This window comes from Duganella lactea, from assembly GCF_009857505.1.
GTDB classification, from domain to species: Bacteria; Pseudomonadota; Gammaproteobacteria; order Burkholderiales; family Burkholderiaceae_D; genus Rugamonas; species Rugamonas lactea.
In genome coordinates this window covers 47,017-67,369 of sequence record NZ_WWCP01000032.1, presented here as the reverse complement: position 1 = coordinate 67,369, position 20,353 = coordinate 47,017, and the positions used below count along the sequence as shown (strand labels likewise).

At 62.8% G+C, this 20,353-nt stretch carries 20 protein-coding genes; 11 read left to right on the top strand and 9 right to left on the bottom strand.

Annotation, left to right across the window (positions count from 1 at the left end):
- The 3 genes from GTP44_RS21105 to GTP44_RS21095 form a co-directional block, all read right to left on the bottom strand.
- Positions 1–1,684: methyl-accepting chemotaxis protein (locus tag GTP44_RS21105; RefSeq protein WP_161020953.1), on the bottom strand; the 1,684-nt coding region annotated here is incomplete at its 3' end.
- 181 nt (positions 1,685–1,865) lie between these two features.
- Positions 1,866–3,410 carry a sensor domain-containing diguanylate cyclase gene (locus tag GTP44_RS21100; RefSeq protein WP_161020952.1) on the bottom strand — a complete coding sequence of 515 codons (1,545 nt, stop codon included), beginning with the start codon at positions 3,408–3,410 and terminating at the stop codon, positions 1,866–1,868.
- Positions 3,411–3,484: 74 nt separating this feature from the next.
- A complete protein-coding gene (locus GTP44_RS21095; RefSeq protein ID WP_161020951.1) occupies positions 3,485–4,498 on the bottom strand; it encodes a glycoside hydrolase family 53 protein in 1,014 nt (337 codons plus the stop codon).
- Positions 4,499–4,703: 205 nt separating this feature from the next.
- On the opposite strand from GTP44_RS21095, the gene GTP44_RS21090 reads away from it, so the two are divergent.
- The 3 genes from GTP44_RS21090 to GTP44_RS21085 all read left to right on the top strand — a co-directional run bounded on the left by GTP44_RS21090 (position 4,704) and on the right by GTP44_RS21085 (position 7,136).
- On the top strand, positions 4,704–6,068 hold the full coding sequence (locus GTP44_RS21090) for a right-handed parallel beta-helix repeat-containing protein (protein WP_161020950.1): 1,365 nt from the start codon (positions 4,704–4,706) through the stop codon (positions 6,066–6,068).
- 593 nt (positions 6,069–6,661) lie between these two features.
- The gene (locus tag GTP44_RS28280) at positions 6,662–6,826 is read left to right on the top strand and encodes a helix-turn-helix domain-containing protein (RefSeq protein ID WP_371867287.1); all 165 of its coding nucleotides are present in this window, start codon (positions 6,662–6,664) and stop codon (positions 6,824–6,826) included.
- 28 nt (positions 6,827–6,854) lie between these two features.
- Positions 6,855–7,136: a LysR substrate-binding domain-containing protein gene (locus tag GTP44_RS21085; protein WP_161020949.1), complete on the top strand. Its 282-nt coding sequence runs from the start codon at positions 6,855–6,857 to the stop codon at positions 7,134–7,136.
- 42 nt (positions 7,137–7,178) lie between these two features.
- Here GTP44_RS21085 and GTP44_RS21080 read toward each other — a convergent pair whose 3' ends face one another.
- Genes GTP44_RS21080 through GTP44_RS21070 form a run of 3 tightly spaced genes read right to left on the bottom strand, consistent with a single transcriptional unit; the run spans position 7,179 to position 9,073 of the window.
- On the bottom strand, positions 7,179–7,580 hold the full coding sequence (locus GTP44_RS21080; protein ID WP_161020948.1) for a nuclear transport factor 2 family protein: 402 nt from the start codon (positions 7,578–7,580) through the stop codon (positions 7,179–7,181).
- 4 nt (positions 7,581–7,584) lie between these two features.
- A complete protein-coding gene (locus GTP44_RS21075) occupies positions 7,585–8,406 on the bottom strand; it encodes an MBL fold metallo-hydrolase (RefSeq protein WP_229257017.1) in 822 nt (273 codons plus the stop codon).
- Between the two features lie 28 nt (positions 8,407–8,434).
- Positions 8,435–9,073: a DsbA family protein gene (locus GTP44_RS21070; RefSeq protein WP_161020947.1), complete on the bottom strand. Its 639-nt coding sequence runs from the start codon at positions 9,071–9,073 to the stop codon at positions 8,435–8,437.
- A 76-nt stretch (positions 9,074–9,149) separates the two neighbouring features.
- On the opposite strand from GTP44_RS21070, the gene GTP44_RS21065 reads away from it, so the two are divergent.
- A complete protein-coding gene (locus tag GTP44_RS21065; protein WP_161020946.1) occupies positions 9,150–10,091 on the top strand; it encodes a LysR family transcriptional regulator in 942 nt (313 codons plus the stop codon).
- A 12-nt stretch (positions 10,092–10,103) separates the two neighbouring features.
- Here GTP44_RS21065 and GTP44_RS21060 read toward each other — a convergent pair whose 3' ends face one another.
- Positions 10,104–10,751 carry an NADPH-dependent F420 reductase gene (locus GTP44_RS21060; RefSeq protein ID WP_161020945.1) on the bottom strand — a complete coding sequence of 216 codons (648 nt, stop codon included), beginning with the start codon at positions 10,749–10,751 and terminating at the stop codon, positions 10,104–10,106.
- Between the two features lie 123 nt (positions 10,752–10,874).
- Here GTP44_RS21060 and GTP44_RS21055 point away from each other — a divergent pair, with 123 nt between their 5' ends.
- The 4 genes from GTP44_RS21055 to GTP44_RS21045 all read left to right on the top strand — a co-directional run bounded on the left by GTP44_RS21055 (position 10,875) and on the right by GTP44_RS21045 (position 16,100).
- Entirely contained in the window at positions 10,875–11,798 is a 924-nt protein-coding gene (locus tag GTP44_RS21055) for a LysR family transcriptional regulator (protein WP_161020959.1), read from the top strand.
- Positions 11,799–11,850: 52 nt separating this feature from the next.
- Positions 11,851–11,982 (top strand): hypothetical protein, encoded by a 132-nt coding sequence (locus GTP44_RS27855; protein ID WP_267875250.1) that lies wholly within the window; start codon positions 11,851–11,853, stop codon positions 11,980–11,982.
- Between the two features lie 456 nt (positions 11,983–12,438).
- Complete coding sequence (gene mutS, locus GTP44_RS21050) at positions 12,439–15,120, top strand: DNA mismatch repair protein MutS (RefSeq protein ID WP_161020944.1); 2,682 nt, start codon at positions 12,439–12,441, stop codon at positions 15,118–15,120.
- Positions 15,117–16,100, top strand: coding sequence for a hypothetical protein (locus GTP44_RS21045; RefSeq protein WP_229257016.1), 984 nt, complete (start codon positions 15,117–15,119; stop codon positions 16,098–16,100). Before mutS ends, GTP44_RS21045 begins: the two co-directional genes overlap by 4 nt.
- Here the strand turns inward: GTP44_RS21045 and GTP44_RS21040 are convergent.
- The gene (locus GTP44_RS21040; RefSeq protein ID WP_161020943.1) at positions 16,097–16,639 is read right to left on the bottom strand and encodes an FKBP-type peptidyl-prolyl cis-trans isomerase; all 543 of its coding nucleotides are present in this window, start codon (positions 16,637–16,639) and stop codon (positions 16,097–16,099) included. The two genes, GTP44_RS21045 and GTP44_RS21040, sit on opposite strands and share 4 nt — an antisense overlap.
- Before the next feature lie 137 nt (positions 16,640–16,776).
- Here GTP44_RS21040 and GTP44_RS21035 point away from each other — a divergent pair, with 137 nt between their 5' ends.
- The 3 genes from GTP44_RS21035 to GTP44_RS27650 all read left to right on the top strand — a co-directional run bounded on the left by GTP44_RS21035 (position 16,777) and on the right by GTP44_RS27650 (position 18,922).
- Positions 16,777–17,898 (top strand): cupin domain-containing protein, encoded by a 1,122-nt coding sequence (locus GTP44_RS21035; protein ID WP_160991113.1) that lies wholly within the window; start codon positions 16,777–16,779, stop codon positions 17,896–17,898.
- Between the two features lie 15 nt (positions 17,899–17,913).
- Complete coding sequence (locus GTP44_RS21030) at positions 17,914–18,390, top strand: DUF7931 domain-containing protein (RefSeq protein WP_161020942.1); 477 nt, start codon at positions 17,914–17,916, stop codon at positions 18,388–18,390.
- A gap of 286 nt (positions 18,391–18,676) precedes the next feature.
- Entirely contained in the window at positions 18,677–18,922 is a 246-nt protein-coding gene (locus GTP44_RS27650) for a hypothetical protein (RefSeq protein WP_160991111.1), read from the top strand.
- Between the two features lie 164 nt (positions 18,923–19,086).
- Here GTP44_RS27650 and bamC read toward each other — a convergent pair whose 3' ends face one another.
- Positions 19,087–20,286 (bottom strand): NlpB/DapX family lipoprotein, encoded by a 1,200-nt coding sequence (bamC, locus tag GTP44_RS21020; RefSeq protein WP_202412829.1) that lies wholly within the window; start codon positions 20,284–20,286, stop codon positions 19,087–19,089.
- Positions 20,287–20,353 lie beyond the last annotated feature (67 nt).

Below are 20,353 nucleotides of genomic sequence, written 5' to 3'. Positions count from 1 at the left end.
CAGGACGGGCCGCCGCGCGGGCCGCCGGTTTTTGCGCCAGCTTCAGCGCCGGCTTGCGGGCGGTGGCCGGTGGCGTGGCGCGCGCGGTGCTCGCGCTGCCCACCGGCGCGGAGGCGGTCTTGCGTGGCGCGATGTTGCCGCCCTCGACCTGGAACACGGCCACCATCTCGGCCAGCTTGGCCGCCTGTTCCTGCATCGCCTGCGAGGCGGCGGCGGCTTGTTCCACCAACGCCGCGTTCTGCTGCGTCACATTGTCCATCTCGGCCACGGCGGTGTTGATCTGCTCGATGCCGATTTCCTGCTCGCGGCCGGCCGAACTGATCTCGCCAATGATGTCGCTCACGCGTTTGACGCTGGTGACGATTTCTTCCATCGTGCTGCCGGCCTCGTTGACCAGCGCGCTGCCGCTGCCGACCTTCTGCACCGAATCGGTGATCAGCGCCTTGATGTCCTTGGCCGCCGCCGCCGAGCGCTGCGCCAGATTGCGCACCTCGGTGGCGACCACCGCGAAGCCGCGGCCCTGCTCGCCGGCCCGGGCCGCTTCCACCGCCGCGTTCAAGGCCAGGATGTTGGTCTGGAACGCGATGCCGTCGATCACGCCGATGATGTCGGCGATCTTGTCGGACGACTCGGTGATCGACCCCATGGTGTCGATCACGCGGGTGACCAGCTCGCCGCCCTTGACGGCGATGTCGGACGCCGAATTGGCCAGCGTGTTGGCCTGGCGCGCGTTGTCGGAATTCTGCTTCACGGTCGAAGTCAGTTCTTCCAGCGACGAGGCGGTTTCCTCCAGGCTGGCGGCCTGCTGTTCGGTGCGGCGCGACAGGTCCAGGTTGCCGGCGGCAATTTCGCTCGACGCGGTGGCGATGGCGTCGCTGCCCTCGCGCACGCTGCGCACGGTGCCGGCCAGCCGTTCCTGCATCTGATGCAGCCCTTCCATCATCTCGCCCATTTCGTCCTTGCTGCCACGCTCGATGTGGTTGGACAGGTTGCCATGCGCCATGGCCTGGAAGTGGCCGATGGCCTGGTTCAACGGACGCATCACGGCGCGCAGCAGCAGCACGCCGGACAGTGCCGCCAGCACGATGCCGATGACGATCGCGCCGACGGCGATCACCATGTTGCGCTCGTAGGAGGCCTGGCTCGCTTGGTACTGATCGGCGGTCTCCTTCAATTGATAGGTCGACAACTTCTCGGAACTGTCGGTGTACAGCCGGAACAGGCGGGTGATTTCACCCAGCATCAGGCGGTCGATTTCCGCCTTGTTCTTTTCCTGCAATGCCTTGATCGCAGCCAGCAGGCCGTCCTTGACCAGCGCGTCGCGGTTGGCCGCCACCTGATCGGCCAGCGCTTTCTCGCCGTCGCGGAACGGCAGCGAATAATAGCTCTTCCACAGCTTGTCGCTGCCGTCGAGGAAGTCCTGGGTGCGTTTCAGGGTCTCCGGCACGTTGGCCGCGTCCGGCGCCATGACGATGCGGTCGAGCGACAGGCGCGCGCGGTCGATCAGAATCTGTGTCTCGTAAATCGTCTTCATTGACGCCATGGAATTGCTGTACACATCTTGTAATACCTCGTTAGAGGTGCGCAGCGCGACGACGCCTTTGACGCCGATAAAAACAATGAGTACCCCGAGCAAGGCCATGGTGCCGATCAGACGGGTACGAATCTTCAGGTTGGCAAACATAAAAGTTTCCTGTGGGATGAGCTAAAAGAATTCGAACACGGCAGGGGTGAGGCCGCTAAAAGGATGCCACCAAGCAATGGAGGGGCATGGGGGCGTAGATATGATTACCCGTAGCTTAGCTGATTAATTTCCACAAAACAAGATATTTCGACATCTTTCGGCAGTCGACGCCGGCGCTGCCTCAAGCCGGCGCCGCCGTTTTTTTGCGCGCCGCCTTGGCCGCGTACATGGCCTGGTCGGCGGCCTGCAGCAAGCCTTCGAGCGCTGCGCCATCGCGCGGATAGACGGCCACGCCGATGCTGGCCGCCGCCACCAGCGACCAGCCCTCCAGCTGATAAGGCCGGGCCATCAGCAAGCTTAATTTATCGACCACGCTGCCGACCTCGTCCGCGCCGGCGCCGGCCAGCACCACGGCAAACTCGTCGCCGCCGAGGCGCGCGGCCAGGTCGGCTTTGCGCAGTTGCGAGACCAGCCGCGCCGAGGCCTCGATCAGCAGCTGATCGCCCACCGCATGCCCATGCGTGTCATTGATGGCCTTGAAGTGATCCAGATCCAGATACAGCACCGCCAGCGGACTGCCGCTGCGCTCGCTGATGGCCAGCTGGCGCGCCAGAAACTCGCTGAACATGGCGCGGTTGGCGATGCCGGTCAAACCGTCGTGGCTGGCCTGGTGCCGGGCCCGCAGCAGCATCTCCGACGCACGGGCCATCGCCGCCCCCACCTCGTCCGCCTCGCGCACGCCATACGACCGCGGCATGACCCGCTCGCCGGCCCCCAGCGCCAGCGCCGGCTCGATCAACTGATGCATGGCGCGGCCGATGCGGGTGCCGATGGTCCAGGCGATCAGCAAGCCGGCGCCGAGCAGGCCGACCGTCGCCAGCACGAGCGACCACAGCTTGCGCCGCATCTCGCTCCGCAGATTTTCCAGCGGAATGCCGATGGCCACCGTCCAGCCGGATTTGGGCGCGCGGGCCATCACCGCCAGGACCTCCTTGCCGTCCAGCGACCGCGTTTCAAACGCCCCCTCGGCTTGCTGGCGCATGCGCTCGCGCACCTGCGGGATCGCCTGGGTGCCGACGTAGCGCTGCATGTCTGCCGAACGCGCGACGATGTGCCCGCCACGGTCGATGATGGCGGTGATCCAGTGTTGCGGATAATTCTGGGCGCGCAGAATATCGCCAAAGCGTTCGACCGCAATGGTGGCGGTCAGGGCGCCCCAGTCGCCCGCCATGGAACGCAGCGGAATGCCGACCGCCACCATGGGACGCTGCGCCACCGGGCCGATGAACAAGCTGGAGATAAAAGTGGTGTCGCGTTCCCGCAGGAACCGCAGCGAAATCGAGTCGGGATCGGCCGGCAGGCTGGCGCCATACGGCAGGAAGGTGTTGACCAACTGCTGGCCGGCCGCGTTTTCCAGCACCACATTGAAAATGTTCTGGCGCGCGCCCAGCTGGCGCGCCTGGGCGTCGAACGCCCGCAGATTGCCTTCGGCCAGACTGGGCGAGGTGGCAATGCCGACCAGCGCCGACTCCACCTGCGCCAGCTCCTTGTCGACTTCCATGGCGTTGGCGCGCGCGATGGCGGTGGCGCTGCTGACGAAATTGTCGTAGCCGAGATGATAATCATAATTAATCAACAACACCGCCAGCAGCGCGGCCGGCAGAATGCAGGCCAGCACCAACAGCATCAGCTTGGCGCGTATCGAAGAGGCGAAGTGGAGTTTCATGCATTGAAATTTTACAATAAAACAGCATCCCGCCGTGATTTTCGGGGGGATGCCGGCTTCAATGCAACGCTTGCTTATTTAAAATCCAGAAACGCCTCCATGGCCTTGGTCGCGCGGCCATCGGCACCCCAGGCGCTCAGCTCGTAATGGCTCCAGCTGCGCGCACCCTGCGGTTCCCAATAGATCACGCCCAGCCCTTTACCGTTCGGCACCGCGCGCACTTTCTGCTGCACCGCCATCAACATGTCGTAGGTATTTTGCGGCTGACTGTCCTCGCCCCCGACCTCGACCACCATCACCTCCTTGCCGTAGCGCGCCGCCATGTCGTTCATATTGGCGGCCAGCGCATCGATTGACTGCCTGTAGTCCGGGCGACCGTCCAGCCAGTAAGGATAGTACGACAGGCCGATCACATCGTACTTCGCGCCGTTGGCCTTGGCGTTGTCGAACCAGGTGCGGAACCACTGGTTGTCCTGGCCACGATCCAGATGCAGCACCACCTTGGACGACGGGCTGACCGCTTTGATCGCGTCATAGCCCTGATTGATCAGTTGCGCCAGTTGCGGCCAGTTGTCGGTGTGGCCTTCCGGGTAGATCATGCCGGTGCGCGTTTCATTTCCCACCTGAACCCACTCCAGCTTGACGCCGGCCTTCTCCATGGCACGCATCACGTCCAGGGTGTAGTCGTAGACGTCCCGCTTCAGCTGCGCGAAATCGTGGCCCACCCAGGCGGCGGGCTTGCGCTGCTGCTGCGGATCGGCCCAGCTGTCGCTGTAGTGGAAATTCAGCATGACACGCATCCCCAGTTGCTGCGCACGCAGCGCCATGGTGACGGTCTCGTCCTTGCTGTTGTGTCCGCTGGCCTTGTCATCGGACGGATGAACCCAGGTGCGCAACCGGATGGTGTTGATACCGTAGTCCTTGAGGATCCGCAGCGCGTCCTGTTGCTGGCCCTGCTTGTTGTAGAACTTGTAGCCGGTGGCTTCCATCTGCGGCAGCCAGCCGACGTCGGCGCCCTTGACGAAAGGTTCGGCGGCGTGAGCGGACAGACCGGCCGCGATCAATAAAGTGAGCAGTAGTTTTTTCATGCCGCCATGCTAGCCGAAAGGCCGCGCCGCGAGGCATGCGAAAAATGCCGGCATCCATGTCCATTCGATATGGAACAGAGGCGGCGCGTCTTCCACAATCATCATCGTGATTAGTTTTTTCCCGACGATTAGCCGAGGAAATAAGCCTCTAGAATTTAGACGGTTCCACCGACATAAAAACCAACAACGAGAAACAGGAGACAACATGCAACACGCACCAACACCGCAGCCCCGGCCAGCGCGCCGTCACCAACCACGCCGTACCGGCTACCTGCTCGCCGCGCTCGCGCTGGTCGCCGCGCAGTCGGCGGCGGCGGCCACCTACTATGTCGCGCCGGCCGGCAGCGACGGCAATGCCGGCACGCAGGCGGCGCCCTTCAAGAGCATCGCCAAGGCGCAGTCGGTCGCGGCGGCCGGCGACACCGTTTATCTACGCGGCGGCAACTACATCTTCACCGCCGCCGAAAGCGCCTGCGCCAGCCGCACCGCCGTGGTCAACGCCGTCACATTCAGCAAGAGCGGCAGCTCCGGCCAGCCGATCCGCTACTGGGCCTACGCCGGCGAAAAGCCGGTGTTCGATTTCTCGCGGATGACGGACGACTGCCGCGTCAAAGGCTTCAACGTGACCGCCAGCTGGGTGCACCTGCGCGGGCTGGAGATCACCGGCGCGCCGCAGCAGCCCACCAATCAGCTCAACAACGAATCGTGGGGCGTGTGGAACAGCGGCAGCAACAACATCTTCGAGCGGCTCGACACCCACCACCACATGGGGCCGGGCATGTTCATCGCGCAAGGCAGCAACAACCTGGTGCTGAACGTCGACTCGCACCATAACTACGACCCCTATAGCAAGAGCGGCAACGGCCAGAACGCCGACGGCTTCGGCGTCCACATCGGCGCCAACCAGCCGGGCAATGTGCTGCGCGGCTGCCGCGCCTGGGCCAACACCGACGATGGTTACGACCTGATCCAGGCACGCTCGGCGGTGCTGATCGAGAACTCGTGGGCGTGGTCGCACGGCTACCTGCCCGGCACCACCACGCCGCTGGCGGCCGGCAACGGCAACGGCTTCAAGGTCGGCGGCTTCGCCGGCGCCTACGTCGCCGGCGCGCCGCAGCACACGGTGCGCAACAGCGTCGCCTTCAACAACAAGGCATCCGGCTTCTATGCCAACCACCATCCGGTGGCCAACTACTACTACAACAACACCAGCATCGCCAACGGCAACGACTTCAACATGCTGGGTGTGGACGCCACAGGCGCCGCCATCAACCTCGGCATCCTGCGCAACAACCTCGCGTGGCAGGGCACGCTGGTGGCGAATGTCGACGGCGCCGATGTCGCCAACAACAGCTGGAACCTGACGGGCGTGGTGTCGGTCACCTCGGCCGATTTCCGCAGCGTCTCAACCAGCGGCTGGGACGCCGCGCGCCAGGCCGATGGCAGTCTGCCGGTGCTGCCGAACTTCCGGCTGGTGGCGGGCAGCGACTTGCTGGACAAAGGCGTCAATGTCGGCCTGCCCTACACCGGCAGCGCGCCAGACCTGGGCGCCTTCGAGGGCGGTCAATAACGGCCGGCCATCGTTAGCGGGGTCAGGTGGGCGGCTAACGCCCGCCGCCCACCTGGCGCGGCTGCCGCGCGGCGTTCAAGTCTTGCAAGACCTGCCAGGCGATCGCCTGAAGTTCCCGTGAGTTCGCCACCTCGCGCCGCCAAGCGACAAAAACTCAGATCGCGCGAGCCTTGACGTCAGCCACAGCGAATAAAGCGACGGATCTAGTCGGTTCCCAGACCGCCCCCCCTCGTAATGCTTGATCGCTGCTTCGCGCCTGGTGAAAACGTCTTCGTCGCCTGCTGGACGGCCTTGCTCGTCAAGGGAGCTATATGCACCAGTGACATGGCACAGCGTCATCATCCCGCTGACGTCGTCCGGCACATCCGGCGTGTGGATTTCTCCGGGTATTGGCGCGACAAGACACCGCTTTTCCGTACACGCAAGACGTTCACCAAATATCCTTGGGTAACGTCCAGTATCAGTGAACGGAACCAGACGTTCGGTGGCTGCGGAACCCACTCGCGCTCATCTTCAGGCACGGCCTCAGAGACGACCAGATCTTGAATGGCCAGGCGTGGCAGAGGTTGTGCGAAGCCGACCGGGGTACTCGGATGGGTGCGTTCAGAGACGAATTGGCAGTATTCCTGGCGGCCGTCGAAACCGGCAGTTTCTCGGCTGCGGGGCGCCGCTTAAATTTATCGCCCGCCTCGAGCTACCTGGCGCGCCACGGCATCCCCGAGACACCCCTGAGGATCTTGCGCAACACAACTGCCTGAACATCAGCCAGCGCCAGGACTGGCACGATTGCCTGTAATCGACCTGGGCGAGAAAAAGTTAATCACCGTAACCGGTAAGGCAGGCGCCAACCTTGGCGATATGCGGTTAGCGCTTGCCCGTCATGGCTTGGGACTGGTAAGGCTGGCGGAATTTCACGTTCGTGATGACCTGCACGCAGGACGTCTCGTCGCGGTTCTGGAAAAATTCCGCCCGCCTGCCAAGGAACCTCCGTATCTGCTGTATCAAGAACGCAAGCAGCTCCATCCGCGCGTTCGCGCGTTTATTCAATTTATGGAAGCACGGTTTTAAGGTCACGTGCTCTCCATTCAGCTCGACGGTAACTGGATGGTATTAGTCCCGCTCCGCCCTCATCGCCTGGTTGACCAGCAAGGTGTCCGTGAACTGTTCGAAGGTCACGACTTGCCCTTCTTTCAGCGTCCACAGGTGGACCACGCGCGCTTGCATTGCCTTGGCCGTGGCGCGGTAGATACCGTGGTAGGTTCCTACCCCGACAACGTGGTCGCCGCCGTCGATCAGGCTTTGCAGTTCGAAGCGGTAGCCGATCCATTCCTTGCCCAGCACGGCGAACACGTTCTCTACCACCGCTTGCGGACCGATCCAGGTACCGGCGCACGGAAAGCCTGCCATCTCGGTCCAGCGCACTTGCGGCGACACATCGGCCATCATCGCGTCGATATCCCCCCGTGCCGATGCTTCGTAATGCGAACGGACAATGTCAATCTTGGTTTTCATGGGCTTACCCCCACTGCATTTCGCCGGTGGCGACCTTGGCGCCGATCTGTAGAGCAACGGCCATGCCAGCGTTCGGGTAGCGTTGGGTCATGGCGGCAATCAGCGCGCTGCTGTCGGCGGCTTTGAGCAATTCCTCCTCAAATGCCACCAGATAGTCGCGGGTATAGCTGATCGCGCTGGCGTCCACCGCCTCGCCCTCGGCCATGTGGCCTGGCACGACGACGGCAGGCAGGCGCGCTGCCATGGTATCGAGATTCTGCCGCCACGCTGCACGGGCTGCCGCACCTTGGGTATCCGCAGTCCAGACATGTACGCCGGAAAACACCAGCACGCCGCCAAAGATGGCGTTCAGCGAAGGTACCCAAAGGTAGCGGCGATTTGCCAAACCGTCGGCGTCGACGACCTCCATCGTCTGCCCTTCCAGCGTCAGCGTCGCGCCGTCAAAGGCTTCCGGCATCACAATATCCTTGAGGCTTTGTGGGCCATTCTGTTTCAGCTGCGGCCCCCAGGTCGCCAGTTTCTTCCCGACGTTGGCCTGGATGGCAGTGATGGTGGCTGACGCTGCGATGACCTTGGCTTCAGGAAAAGCAGCCACGATAGGCTGCAGGCTGAAGTAGTAGTCGGGATCGCTTTGGCTGATGTAGATGGTGGTGAGTTGCTTGCCGCTGGCCTTGATGGCATCGGCCACGGCCAGGCCGTCAGACCGCGTGAAGCCGCCATCAATCAGCACCGCCTCGCGTGTGCCGGAAATCAGCACAGGCGCGCGAAAAAAGCCATGCTCGCCAGCGGGAAAATGCTTCCACTTCAGTTTGGTAGTTGCAGTCATGAGATGTTCTCCTGGTTGATGGTTGTGGTTAGGCCGCTGCGATTTGGCGCAGTAGCGCCTGTGGATCTGAATTTCCCGGATCAAGATTGAGCATCTGACGCCTGCCACCGGACTCAAGCACCAGGGTGGGTACGCCACGGGCGCCCAACGCCTGCATCAATCGCTGCGCCTGCGCTACGCTGGATCGACATGCACTGAGCAGCGCAGCATCAAGCTGCGATAGCTGCGCGGCGGCGTCTGCGAGTCCCAACGCCCATAGCAAATCCGCCAGAACCGCCAACGACGTGACATCGCTACCGTCGACGTAACGCGCATGCTGGATCGCCTTCAGTGCATCGAACGCTTGCGTAGGGGCGGTCAGGGACACGGCGGTCAGCGCCAGCGTCGCCGGACCGCTATCAAACATCTGCGAGCGTCCAGCCAGGACATGCTCACGATATTGCGCCGAAAAAGGCTGCCCCGTCATGCTCAGAATACGCTGATCGTTGGACCAGGCAAAGGCGGCGAAGGCAGCGTCCATCGGTCTGGCGCCCGCGCCGGAAAAAAGACCGGTCGGCTGTAGCTTGACGTTCAGGCCAGGCACCTTCAGCAACGACGACACCACCGGCGCAGCGCCGTAGCACCATCCGCACAGCGGGTCGAACAAGTAGTGCACGGTTTTGTCCATCTGAGCTCCATAGTTGATGCAGCCATTCTACGCAGTATGTATTGACTGGAAAATACATCTACGCCTAACATAATGTATGCTTAAAACATACAATGAATCAGCTGCTGCCCAAGGCGGGCTAGGCAATCTTCGGCGCCTCACCTACTTTGTCGCAGTGGTGGAGACCGGCTCGTTCACGGCGGCCGCAGAGCGCCTCGGGATTACCAAAGCGGTGGTAAGCCAACAGGTTGCCCGGTTAGAAAGTGAGTTCCGCACTTCGCTGCTGGTGCGCACCACGCGCAGGGTGCAGCCGACTGAAGCGGGACAAGCATTCTACTTGCGCTGTGCGCTTATTTTGCGCCAGGCCGAGGAGGCGTTTGACGAGCTGGCCGAAGGCGCGGCGGAGCCGTCCGGCACACTGCGACTGACGGCGCCGTTTGACTACGGAGTGGGCGTCGTGGTGCCAGTCATCGCGGCCTTCCGGCAGCGCTACCCCGCCTGCAAAGTCGACGCCATCCTCAGCGACCAGACGCTGAATGTTATGAACAGCAATATTGAACTGGCGATCCGCGTCGGCTGGCTGGCCGATACCAGTCTTCAGGCACGACAGGTCGGCACCTTCAGGCAGTTGCTGGTGGCGTCTGCCAGCATGGCGCCGCGCGTTGCGCAGCTCCAACAGCCGCAGCAGATTGTCACGCTACCGTTCATTGCCAATACCGCGCTACCTGAGCACCGGAAATGGCGCTTCTCGCGCCAGGGAAGCGAACCTCAGGACGTCACGGTGGAGGCCGAAGTTTATCTGGACGCCACCCTGGCCGTGCGCGAGGCTGTTTGCTGCGGGATGGGACTGTCAGTGTTGCCCGATTTTGCGATTGCAGGCGATCTTGCAGCCGGCCGTCTGATCCCGGTGCTGCCGCAATGGCTGCTGCCGTCGGGCGGCATCCATGCGGTGTTTCCTGCGGCACGCTATCGGCCAGCCAAGGTCCGCGCGTTCGTTGACCTGCTGGCAGCCTGGGAGGAGGAGCGCCAGGGTCGCTGAATCCTGACTTCCTCAGATACGGATGAAGTTATGCGTTGACAGCGCACCGAATGGCAGCGAGGCCAGCGGGCCGCCAACGTCCAGGGAGCCGAGGTCAACCGGGAAGAAACCGGCCGCCTCCATGACGCCGCGCACCTCGGCCTTCGCCGCAGCATCGTCACCCGAATAGAACAATACGCGCTGGCCACCCGAGACTTCCGGCGTCGTCAGCACGTTGACGTCGTTGTGGTTAAACGCTTTGACGACACGTGCGCCTGGCGCGAATTGCTGGATGATCTGACTCGAGTGCTTGCCGCCGAGATCAACGGCCTTAATCCCGTACGCTGCGAGCGGATTGCTCGGGTCGTTCGCATCCGGCGACGTTGCAGGGTCGAAAAACTCCACCGGGTTGGTGCCATCGATCACAATCCGACCGTTCCACGCGGGCAGCGTGCCCAGCACTTTTTCCGCATCGACCCAGCGCACCGCAATCAGCACCATGTCGGCACTTGCTGCCTCTTCCACAGTGCCAGCCTTGATCGACGGACCGAGCTCCTTGACCAGCTCAGCCAGCGAAGCTGGGCCACGGCTGTTGGAGATGGTGGCCGAGCGCCCTTTTTTGGCGAGAATGCGGGCGAAGTTGGAGCCGAGAGCGCCAGAGCCAATGATGCCAATAGTCATGATGTTTCCTTTAAAGATTGAGTGAATAAACCGTTTTCTGAGTTGAATTCTAGGGCTGCACTGCTGATGGCGTTAGTAGCAATCGACTATAATCAGTTTCAATTTTTACTTGAAGCCAACGCTATGGAAACCCTCGCCAATCTGGAATCATTTGTGCGCAGTGCCGAGAGCGGCAGCTTTTCTGCTGCGGCCCGCCGACTGGGCCTGACACCTGCAGCGGTCAGCCGCAACGTTGCGCTGTTGGAGCGTAACCTTGGCGTGCGCCTGTTCGCGCGCAGCACGCGCGGTCTGACGCTGAGTGAAGCGGGGGAGCGTTTTCGGCTCTCCGTACAGGGAGGCCTCGACAGCATTCAGGAAGCTATCGCCGACATCAAGGTCAATGCCGGGCAACCGGCCGGGGTGTTGAAGCTGAGCGCGGCGCCGGGCTTCGGTATGGATTTCTTGTTGCCGCTGATGCCAGCGTTTCTCCAACGTTATCCGGGCGTCACGCCCGACTGGGTGTTCGACAGCCGACCGCTGGACCTGATCGTGGGGGGTTTTGATGCGGCGATCGGCGCGGGATTCGAGCTGCCTCCGGGTATGGTGGCGCGTGAACTGGCGCGCATCCATCTGATTGCCGTGGCAGCGCCGGCGCTGTTACAAGGGCAGCGTCGTCCCAAAGATCCAGCCGGACTTGCCGAGTTCCCCGGCGTCGTAATGCGCTCGCCATTAACCGGCCGCATGCGGACGCAAGTCATGCGCAACAACGCCGGCGTTGAAGTCACAGCAAAACAGCGGGCTGTCATGCTGGTCAACGATCCGGATGCACTCAGCCGCGCCGTGGTGCTGGGCCTTGGCGTCGGGCTAATACCGGTCCCACACGCGGCGCCCCATCTGGAAAGCGGTGCGCTGGTGCGTTTGCTGCCAAACTGGTATGGCGACGTCGGACCGATCTCTTTGTATTTCACCAGTCAGAAACTGTTGCCAGGGAAGACCCGTGCCTTTGTCGATTTTGTGGTCGAGGCATTCAGGATGCAGAAGCTACCGCAACTTCTGTCCGCGAAATAGCGGCCTGCAATCTCTGAATCGCCACGGACATGACTTTGATTTTCAGGAGGAGTTGGAGGCCGCTGAAGCTGCGCTGAGCCTGCTCAACCAATGGGATGTTTTTGAAGAGGTCAGCGTTTCTCTGTCTGAGCTGTCGCGACAGACTGTGCCGATCATCCAGTTTGAAAAGTTCATCGATTTGTAAGTAGCGCGCGGGATAAGGTTTAGCTGATGCTTACGGTCAATCCGGCCAGCAAACGAACATCACGCCCACATTTAATGACGCGGACGGCGACTTTGAGACGAAACAAAATTATCAAGCGCTTGCCAGGCTATCTCTTGCAGAACTTTGCCGTTCATAAACACATAGGTTTCCGCAGATAATCGTGTCGCCATCCAGAGCGACATCCGCAAGTACAATTACACTGCCTTGACGCGTATTAAACGAATACGCCAGCAAGCCATCCTCTCCCGAGCGAGCATGTTCGACAGCTATTCGCAGGGAATCCTTGAGGTCCATATTGGCGACGCCAGTTTACTCCAATGAAGCGGCAACGCGTTTTCACCAGTCTCAACGCCGAAAGCGGTAGAATGACGGGCTACGCACGGGGGTGGTTTGCGCTCCCGCAACACCAGACTTATCGCATCGCCTGAAGAAACAATGACCACTGTCCCGAACGAAATCAACGCCGCCGCCGTCAAGCACAGCCCCGCCGAGAAACTGACCCCGATGATGCAGCAGTACCTGAGCATCAAGAACCAGCATCCGGACATGCTGGTCTTCTACCGCATGGGCGATTTCTACGAGCTGTTCTTCGATGACGCCGAAAAGGCGTCGCGCCTGCTCGGCATCACGCTGACCGCGCGCGGTTCGTCGGGCGGTCAGCCGATCAAGATGGCGGGCGTGCCGTTTCATTCGCTGGAAGGCTATCTGGCCAAGCTGGTCAAGATCGGCGAATCCTGCGCCATCTGCGAACAGATCGGCGACCCGGCCACCAGCAAGGGCCCGGTCGAACGCAAGGTGATGCGCGTGGTCACGCCGGGTACGCTGACCGACGCCGACCTGCTGCCGGAAAAATCGGAACGCCCGCTGCTCGCGCTGGCCATCATCAGCCAGCGCAAGGTGGCCACCGCCGGCCTGGCTTGGCTGTCGCTGGCCAGCGGCGCGCTCCGGCTGATGGAGTTCTCGGGCGACGCCCACACCGTCAACAGCCGCATCCAGCAGGAGCTGGAACGCATCTCGCCGGCCGAGATCCTGCGCGGCGACAACGGCGAACTGTTTGACGAATACACCGCCTGCCACGTCAGCCGCGTGCCGGAATGGCATTTCGACGTGGTCAGCGGCCACAAGGCGCTGCTGGACCAGTTGGCCGTGTCGACGCTGACCGGCTTCGGCGCCGATGGTCTGGGCGCGGCCTTCGGCGCGGCCGGCGCGCTGCTGCGCTACGCCCAGTCGACGCAGGGGCGCGGCCTGCAGCACGTGCGCACGCTGACCACCGAAACCGAAAATGAATTCATCGGCCTCGACGCCGCCACCCGCCGCAACCTGGAACTGACGGAAACCATCCGCGGCCAGGAATCGCCGACGCTGTTCTCGCTGCTGGACCACTGCCGCACCGCCATGGGTTCGCGCCTGCTGCGCCACTGGCTGCACCACGCGCGCCGCGACCAGAACGTGGCCCGCGCGCGCCACCAGGCCATCGCCGCGCTGGCGCAGGCCGACGCCACCGGCACGCTGTCGCACACGCTGGCGCAGGTGCCGGACATTGAACGCATCACCACCCGCATCGCGCTGCTGTCGGCGCGTCCGCGCGACCTGGCCAGCCTGCGCGACGGCCTGACGCAATTGCCGGCGCTGCGCCAGGCCATGCAGCGCGCGCTGAGCGGCGCCGACGGCCTGCTGGCCGCCATCCACGCCGACCTCGCCACGCCGGAGACCTGCCTCGATCTGCTGCAACGCGCGGTGATGCCGGAACCGTCGGTGATGGTGCGCGACGGCGGCGTCATCGCGCGCGGCTTCGACGCCGAGCTGGATGAACTGCGCGGCCTGTCGGAGAACGCCGGCCAGTACCTGGTCGACCTGGAGACGCGCGAGCGCGCCCGCACCGGCATCGCCAACCTGCGCGTGGAGTACAACAAGGTGCACGGCTTCTACATCGAAGTCACCAACGGCCAGGCCACCAAGGTGCCGGACGACTACCGCCGCCGCCAGACGCTGAAGAACTGCGAGCGTTACATCACGCCGGAACTGAAGGCGTTCGAGGACAAGGCGCTGTCGGCCCAGGACCGCGCGCTGGCGCGCGAGAAGATGCTGTACGACCAACTGCTGGGCGATCTGGCGCCGTTTATCGGCACGCTGCAGAGCATCGCCAAGGCGCTGGCGCAGCTGGACACGCTGACCGCCCTCACCGACCACGCGCTGCGCCACAACTGGTGTGCGCCGGAGCTGGTGGCCACGTCGTGCATCAACATCAAGGAAGGCCGTCACCCGGTGGTGGAAAACCAGATCGAGCGCTTCATCGCCAACGACTGCCGCTTCGTCGACGAACGCCGCCTGCTGCTGATCACCGGCCCGAACATGGGTGGTAAATCGACCTTCATGCGCCAGGTGGCCTTGATTACGCTGCTGGCCTACATGGGCAGCTACGTGCCGGCGCAAAGCGCGGTGATCGGCCCGATCGACCGCATCTTCACCCGCATCGGCGCGACCGACGATCTGGCCGGCGGCCGCTCGACCTTCATGGTGGAGATGACCGAGGCCGCCGCCATCCTCAACGGCGCCACCGAGCACTCGCTGGTGCTGATGGACGAAATCGGCCGCGGCACCTCGACCTTCGACGGTCTGGCGCTGGCCTGGGCCATCGCGCGCCATTTGATTGAAACCAGCCGCAGCTTCTCGCTGTTCGCGACCCACTACTTCGAGCTGACGCAACTGCCGGACAACCATCCGACCGCCAGCAACGTGCACCTGTCGGCGGTGGAGCACAAGGACACCATCGTGTTCCTGCACGCGGTGCAGGAAGGCCCGGCCTCGCAGAGCTACGGCTTGCAGGTGGCGCAGCTGGCGGGCGTGCCGCAGCCGGTGATCAAGGCCGCGCGCAAGCACCTGGCGCGGCTGGAGGCGCAGGCGCTGGACGCCACGCCGCAGTTGGACCTGTTCGCCGCGCCGTCGATCGACGCCAACGACGAGGAGGTGGCCGCACCGGCGACCGCCGCCACCAGCCCGGCCATGCGCGAACTGCTGGACGCGCTGGACGATCTCGATCCGGACGCGCTGACCCCGCGCGAGGCGCTCGAACGCCTGTATCAGCTGAAGCGCCTGACGGAGTCGGCGCAGGCATGATGCGCGGCGCGCGCGCCCGTCTCGCACTGCTGGCCGCCGCCACGGCGCTGGCGGCGGGCGCCCACGCCATGCCGCCGATCACAGCGGCCACGCCGCCGCAAAAGCCGTTCGTGTTCGGCGTCATCGGCCATCCGCTGCAGCATGGGCGCGATGAGGCGGCGCTGCAGCGCGCCGTCGCCGACGCCTCGCAGAACTATCCGGCCTTTGTGGTTGCCACCGGCATCAAGGCCGCCAGCGAGCCTTGCAGCGACACACTGTACGCGCAGCGCCGCGCGCTGCTGAATGAGTCCTCGGGGCCGATGGTGGTGTCGCTGGCAGGCAGCGACTGGAGCGCCTGTCTCAACTCCGCCGGCCGCTCCAACGCCATCGAACGGCTGAACCGCCTGCGCGAACTGTTTTATGCCGACAGCGAGTCGCTCGGCATCCGCCGCATTCAGGTAACGCGCCTGTCGTCCACCGCCAAGTTCCGCAGCTATGCCGAGAACGCGCACTGGGAAGTCAACAAGGTGCTGTTCGCCACCATCAATCTGCCGGCGAACAACAACCACTATCGCCCGGAAGCGGGCCGCAACAGCGAGTATGAAGACCGGCTGGTGGCCAACCGCGCCTGGCTGCACCGCTTGTTCTCGATGGCCGACCGGCAGAAGATGGCGGGACTGGTGCTGTTCTCGGACGGCGATCCCGGCGTGACGGAGGACGCAGGCTTCTCGCTGCTGCCGTCGTTCCAGAGCAAACACGATGGCTTTGCCGAGGTGCGCAAGCAAATCCGGGCGATGGCGGAGAAATACAAGGGGAAGGTGCTGCTGATTGATGCGCAAGCGCCGCGGGCGGGCGCGCCGCATGTGGAGCCGGCCATCGAATGGCGCGGCAATGTGGGGCACGTGAACATGGCCGCCGACTGGGCCGAAGTGCGCGTGGCGCCGGGCGCCGCCGCCCTGTTCTCGATCAAGGGCGGCAGCGCTGCGGCGCCGAACGATTAGTGAATCGGGTGGATGGCGACGTGATCGCCTTCCTCGCCTTCATCATCTTCGTCGTGATGGTGACCGTGGGCGCCGTGCACGTGGCCGTGGGCGATTTCTTCATCGGTGGCTTCGCGCACGTCGGCGACGCTCAGCGCGAAGCGCAGCGCCATGCCGGCCAGCGGGTGATTGCCGTCCAGGACCACTTTGTCGTCGGCGATGTCGGTCACGGTGAAGATCATGGCTTCTTCCGCGCCGCCTTCGCCATCCGGCATGCCTTCGAACTGCATGCCCACTTCCAGCGGTTCCGGCAGGCGGTTGCGCTCTTCCACTTTCACCAGCGAGGCGTCGTAGTCGCCGAACGCGTCTTCCGGTTCGATCTGGATGATGGACGAATAGCCGACTTCCTTGCCGTCGAGTTCTTCTTCGATTTTCGGCAGCGTGTTCTCGTAGCCGCCATGCAGGTAGACCATGGGCTGACTGCCGTCTTCGATCAGATTGTCCTGGGCATCGGACAGTTTGTAATTCACAGTCACGACTGTATTCTTGGCAATCTTCATTTTGTGCTTCCTTTCTGTAATTAGCCTTGGATTATACCTTGGATCGCCGGCGGACCTGCCGCGCGTCCCGCTCGGGAATGACGACGGCGGGCGACGCTTAGGGGTGGGGTTGGGCGCGGCCCGGTTTATAATGCGGTATGAAAAAATTACCGCTCCTCGGCGACATCACGCCGGCGCAGTTCCTGCGCGACTACTGGCATAAAAAGCCGCTCCTGATCCGCAACGCCATCCCCGGCTTCAAGCCGCTGCTCAGCCTTGACGCGCTGGCCAAACTGGCCGCCACCAACCACGCCGAATCGCGCCTGGTCACCGGCTTCGACGGCCAATGGTCGCTGCAACACGGCCCGCTGGCCGAACTGCCGCCGCGCGACAAGCAGCAATGGACCATGCTGGTCCAGGGCGTCAACCTGTTCGACGCCAAGGCCGACGCGCTGCTGCGCCAGTTCCGCTTCCTGCCGGACGCCCGCCTGGACGATCTGATGATCAGCTTCGCCACCGATGGCGGCGGCGTCGGTCCGCATTTCGATTCCTACGACGTGTTCCTGCTGCAGGCCCAGGGCCAGCGCCGCTGGCGCATCGGCAAGCAGAAGGACCTGACGCTGATCGACGGCCTGCCGCTGAAGATCCTGGCCAATTTCGAGCCGGAAGAAGATCTGGTGCTGAACCCGGGCGACATGCTGTACCTGCCGCCGCAATACGCGCACGACGGCATCGCCATCGGCGACTGCCAGACCTACTCGATCGGCTTCCGTCTGCCGTCCTACCAGGAGCTGGGCGAAGGCTTCCTGCAGTTCATGGCCGACTCGATCGACCTGCCGGGCCGCTATGAGGATCCGGACCTCAAGGCCACCGACAAGCCGGCCGAGATTCCGCGCCAGATGCTGACCGATCTGGCCGACGAGCTCAACAAGGTGCGCTTCACCGAGGAAGACATCACCATCTTCCTCGGCGAGTACCTGTCGGAGCCGAAACACAATGTGTTCTTCACCGGCCCGGCCAAGCCGCTCACCGTCGGCAAATTCGGCGAGGCGGTGATGAAGAAAGGCCTGGTCCTGTCGCGCAAGACGCAGATGCTGTATCGCGGCAAGAACGTCTTCATCAACGGTGAATCGTTCGGCGTCGGCAAGGCCGACAAGGCCACGCTGGAACTGCTGGCCAACAACCGCCGCCTGGAACCGGAGGAATTCGCCGCCGCGTCGGACGACGTGCTGGAGGCGCTGTACACCTGGTATCAGGACGGCTGGGCGGAGTTGGGCTAAGCACGCGGAGGCACGATGGACAGGCAGGTCATTCCCTTCACCACGCGGGCGGAATTCCAGCAGCATCTGGCCACCTGCCGGTCCCGCGCCGAGCGCACGCTGCAGATGTTCGACCCGGATTTCAGCATCTGGCAACTGGGCAGCAGCGCCAGCGACGCCCAGTTGCGCCGCTTCTTCCAAGGTGGCGGCCGGCTGGAGCTGGTGGCGCACGACGGCAAACCGGTCGAGCGCGACGCGCCGCGCTTCCTGCGCCTGCTCGACGATTACGCCCACTTGATCGAGGTGCGCCGCACGCCGCCGTCGTTGCGGCAATTGACGGACTCCTTCTGCATCGCCGACCAGCGCGATATTGTCCGCCGTTTTCATGCCGAACATTTCCGTGGAGAAGCCGTTTTTAACGGTGTGCCAGACCTGCAAATCAGTTTGGAACGTTTTATTACAATTTGGTTAGCATCCAGCCCCGGTTTGTACGCAAACTCAACTGGATTATGAGCAAGTTAGGAGTAGAATGCTGTCAACACGGTAGTGCAATGGACTAAACCGCAAAATTGGTCCGAATCGAAATGTTGCGATACCGCAAAATTATCCTGGGTTGAGCTTGTTGAACTATTGCGATGCACTAAAAATCGCTATAATATTCGGCTAGGAAGTTTCCGTTGTCTGGTAGGCACCTTTTCTTAGGTACGAAAGCCTTCGAAGACGACCTAATGAGCGATAATTACCGGTAATTATTAATCGCAACACTGTGTTTAATTTTTGAATTAACTAAGGAAAATCCATGAAAAAATCCCTGCTGATCGCCTCCCTGCTGGCCGTGGCTCTGGCTGCTTGCTCGAAAAAAGAAGAAGCTCCTGCTGCTCCAGCTCCAGTAGCTGCTCCAGAAGCTGCTCCAGCTCCAGCCGCTCCAGCCGCTGACGCTGCCGCTCCAGCCGCTTCGGCTCCAGCTGACGCTGCTGCTCCAGCCGCTTCGGCTCCAGCTGACGCTGCCGCTCCAGCCGCTTCGGCTCCAGCTGCTTCGAAGTAATATCAGCTTGTGAAAAAAACCGGCCTCTGGCCGGTTTTTTTTCGTCCGCTGATTTGTAAATACATTTATCGGCACCATAAAAAAACCGCCAGCCAGGCGCGATCACATCGCACTCAGGCTGGCGGTTTTCTTTCGCCGCGATGCGCGGCGGGTCTTATTTCAGTTTATTTCAATTGCTCATGCAGCAGCGTCAGAATCTTTTCGCCGACCGGGCTGGCTTCCGCCTCACCCTTGTTGCTCAAGACTTTCACCACGCTGGCATTACCCTCGGCCGCTTTGACCGAAATGCGATAACGCTGCGCTTCCTTGTCCGCCTCGTCCGACGAGCCCCAGCTGAACAGCTTGCTGAAGAAGCCTTTCGATTCGGCCGTATCGTTAATGTAACGCACGAAGTAAATGCCCTGGGTACGATCGCGGTCTTCCACGGTGAAGCCGGCGCGGTCCAGCGCCAGGCCCACACGGCGCCAGGCGCGGTCGAAGCCCTCGTCCACCTGCACGGCGCGGTCGGCGCCCGTGCCCACCAGCGAAGCGTGTTGCGGCTGCACGATGGCGCTGTCGACGGCGTCCTTGGCTTGCGCCAGCTGCTCGCCGCCATTACCCAGTTTGTTCATCATACGGGCCAGGAATTCGGCCTCCAGGCCTGGATCGTTCGGGCGCGCCATCCACTTGGTGCTTTCCTTGTCGGTGCCCACGGCCACTTCCTGCACGCCACGGTGGCTGATGTAGATCTCGCTGGAACCGTCGGCGCGGCGCTCGATGCGGGTGCGGAACTTGTCACGCTCGCCGCTCGAATAGACCGAGTCGAAAACCTTGCCGATGGTGTTGCGGATGAAGTCCTGCGGAATCTTGGCGCGGTTCTCGTTCCACTCGGTTTCCATGATGCCGGCCGCCGGCAATTCCTGCGACAGCGTGAAGCCCGAGTCTTCCCAGAACTGTTTCAACTGCGGCCACAGCTGTTCCGGCGTCTGCTTGACGATCAGCCAGCGCTGGTTGCCGTCGCGCTCGACCTTGATATCGCTCAGCGTGGTCTGCGCCACGGTGCCGGCGGCTGGCTGGCCGGGCACCACGACCGCGCCCTGGTTCAGCGCACCCGACTGGGCCGCCTTCGAGGCGTTGTAACCGGAAGCGGTGGCCACGCCGTTGTTCGAGTCCGGCAGCGAATAGCGGTTGTCTTTCTGCAGTTGGGTCAGGTCCGGCGGCACGTCCAGCGTGCTGGCCTTCTTGGCCGAGCGGTAGTCCACCTTGTCGTTGCCTACCACCGAGCTGATCATGCCGCAGCCCGTCAGGCTGGTCACGGTCGCCACCACGGCGCCGGCCACCAGGGCGCGCTGCGAGGAAATAAAAGCTGTCTTGCGAATAGTCATGTCGTTACTTAAGAAGCTGAGGTGCAGCAAAATATGATCCGACCCAGGTCGGGGCTAGTTGCTTGTC

What these genes read in the sequence shown, in the direction of transcription:
- GTP44_RS21100 (WP_161020952.1), bottom strand. Translation starts at nt 3,410, where the DNA reads ATGAAACTCCACTTCGCCTCTTCGATACGCGCCAAGCTGATGCTGTTG.
- GTP44_RS21095 (WP_161020951.1), bottom strand. Translation starts at nt 4,498, where the DNA reads ATGAAAAAACTACTGCTCACTTTATTGATCGCGGCCGGTCTGTCCGCT.
- GTP44_RS21090 (WP_161020950.1), top strand. Translation starts at nt 4,704, where the DNA reads ATGCAACACGCACCAACACCGCAGCCCCGGCCAGCGCGCCGTCACCAA.
- GTP44_RS28280 (WP_371867287.1), top strand. Translation starts at nt 6,662, where the DNA reads ATGGGTGCGTTCAGAGACGAATTGGCAGTATTCCTGGCGGCCGTCGAA.
- GTP44_RS21080 (WP_161020948.1), bottom strand. Translation starts at nt 7,580, where the DNA reads ATGAAAACCAAGATTGACATTGTCCGTTCGCATTACGAAGCATCGGCA.
- GTP44_RS21075 (WP_229257017.1), bottom strand. Translation starts at nt 8,406, where the DNA reads ATGACTGCAACTACCAAACTGAAGTGGAAGCATTTTCCCGCTGGCGAG.
- GTP44_RS21070 (WP_161020947.1), bottom strand. Translation starts at nt 9,073, where the DNA reads ATGGACAAAACCGTGCACTACTTGTTCGACCCGCTGTGCGGATGGTGC.
- GTP44_RS21065 (WP_161020946.1), top strand. Translation starts at nt 9,150, where the DNA reads ATGCTTAAAACATACAATGAATCAGCTGCTGCCCAAGGCGGGCTAGGC.
- GTP44_RS21060 (WP_161020945.1), bottom strand. Translation starts at nt 10,751, where the DNA reads ATGACTATTGGCATCATTGGCTCTGGCGCTCTCGGCTCCAACTTCGCC.
- GTP44_RS21055 (WP_161020959.1), top strand. Translation starts at nt 10,875, where the DNA reads ATGGAAACCCTCGCCAATCTGGAATCATTTGTGCGCAGTGCCGAGAGC.
- mutS (WP_161020944.1), top strand. Translation starts at nt 12,439, where the DNA reads ATGACCACTGTCCCGAACGAAATCAACGCCGCCGCCGTCAAGCACAGC.
- GTP44_RS21045 (WP_229257016.1), top strand. Translation starts at nt 15,117, where the DNA reads ATGATGCGCGGCGCGCGCGCCCGTCTCGCACTGCTGGCCGCCGCCACG.
- GTP44_RS21040 (WP_161020943.1), bottom strand. Translation starts at nt 16,639, where the DNA reads ATGAAGATTGCCAAGAATACAGTCGTGACTGTGAATTACAAACTGTCC.
- GTP44_RS21035 (WP_160991113.1), top strand. Translation starts at nt 16,777, where the DNA reads ATGAAAAAATTACCGCTCCTCGGCGACATCACGCCGGCGCAGTTCCTG.
- GTP44_RS21030 (WP_161020942.1), top strand. Translation starts at nt 17,914, where the DNA reads ATGGACAGGCAGGTCATTCCCTTCACCACGCGGGCGGAATTCCAGCAG.
- GTP44_RS27650 (WP_160991111.1), top strand. Translation starts at nt 18,677, where the DNA reads ATGAAAAAATCCCTGCTGATCGCCTCCCTGCTGGCCGTGGCTCTGGCT.
- bamC (WP_202412829.1), bottom strand. Translation starts at nt 20,286, where the DNA reads ATGACTATTCGCAAGACAGCTTTTATTTCCTCGCAGCGCGCCCTGGTG.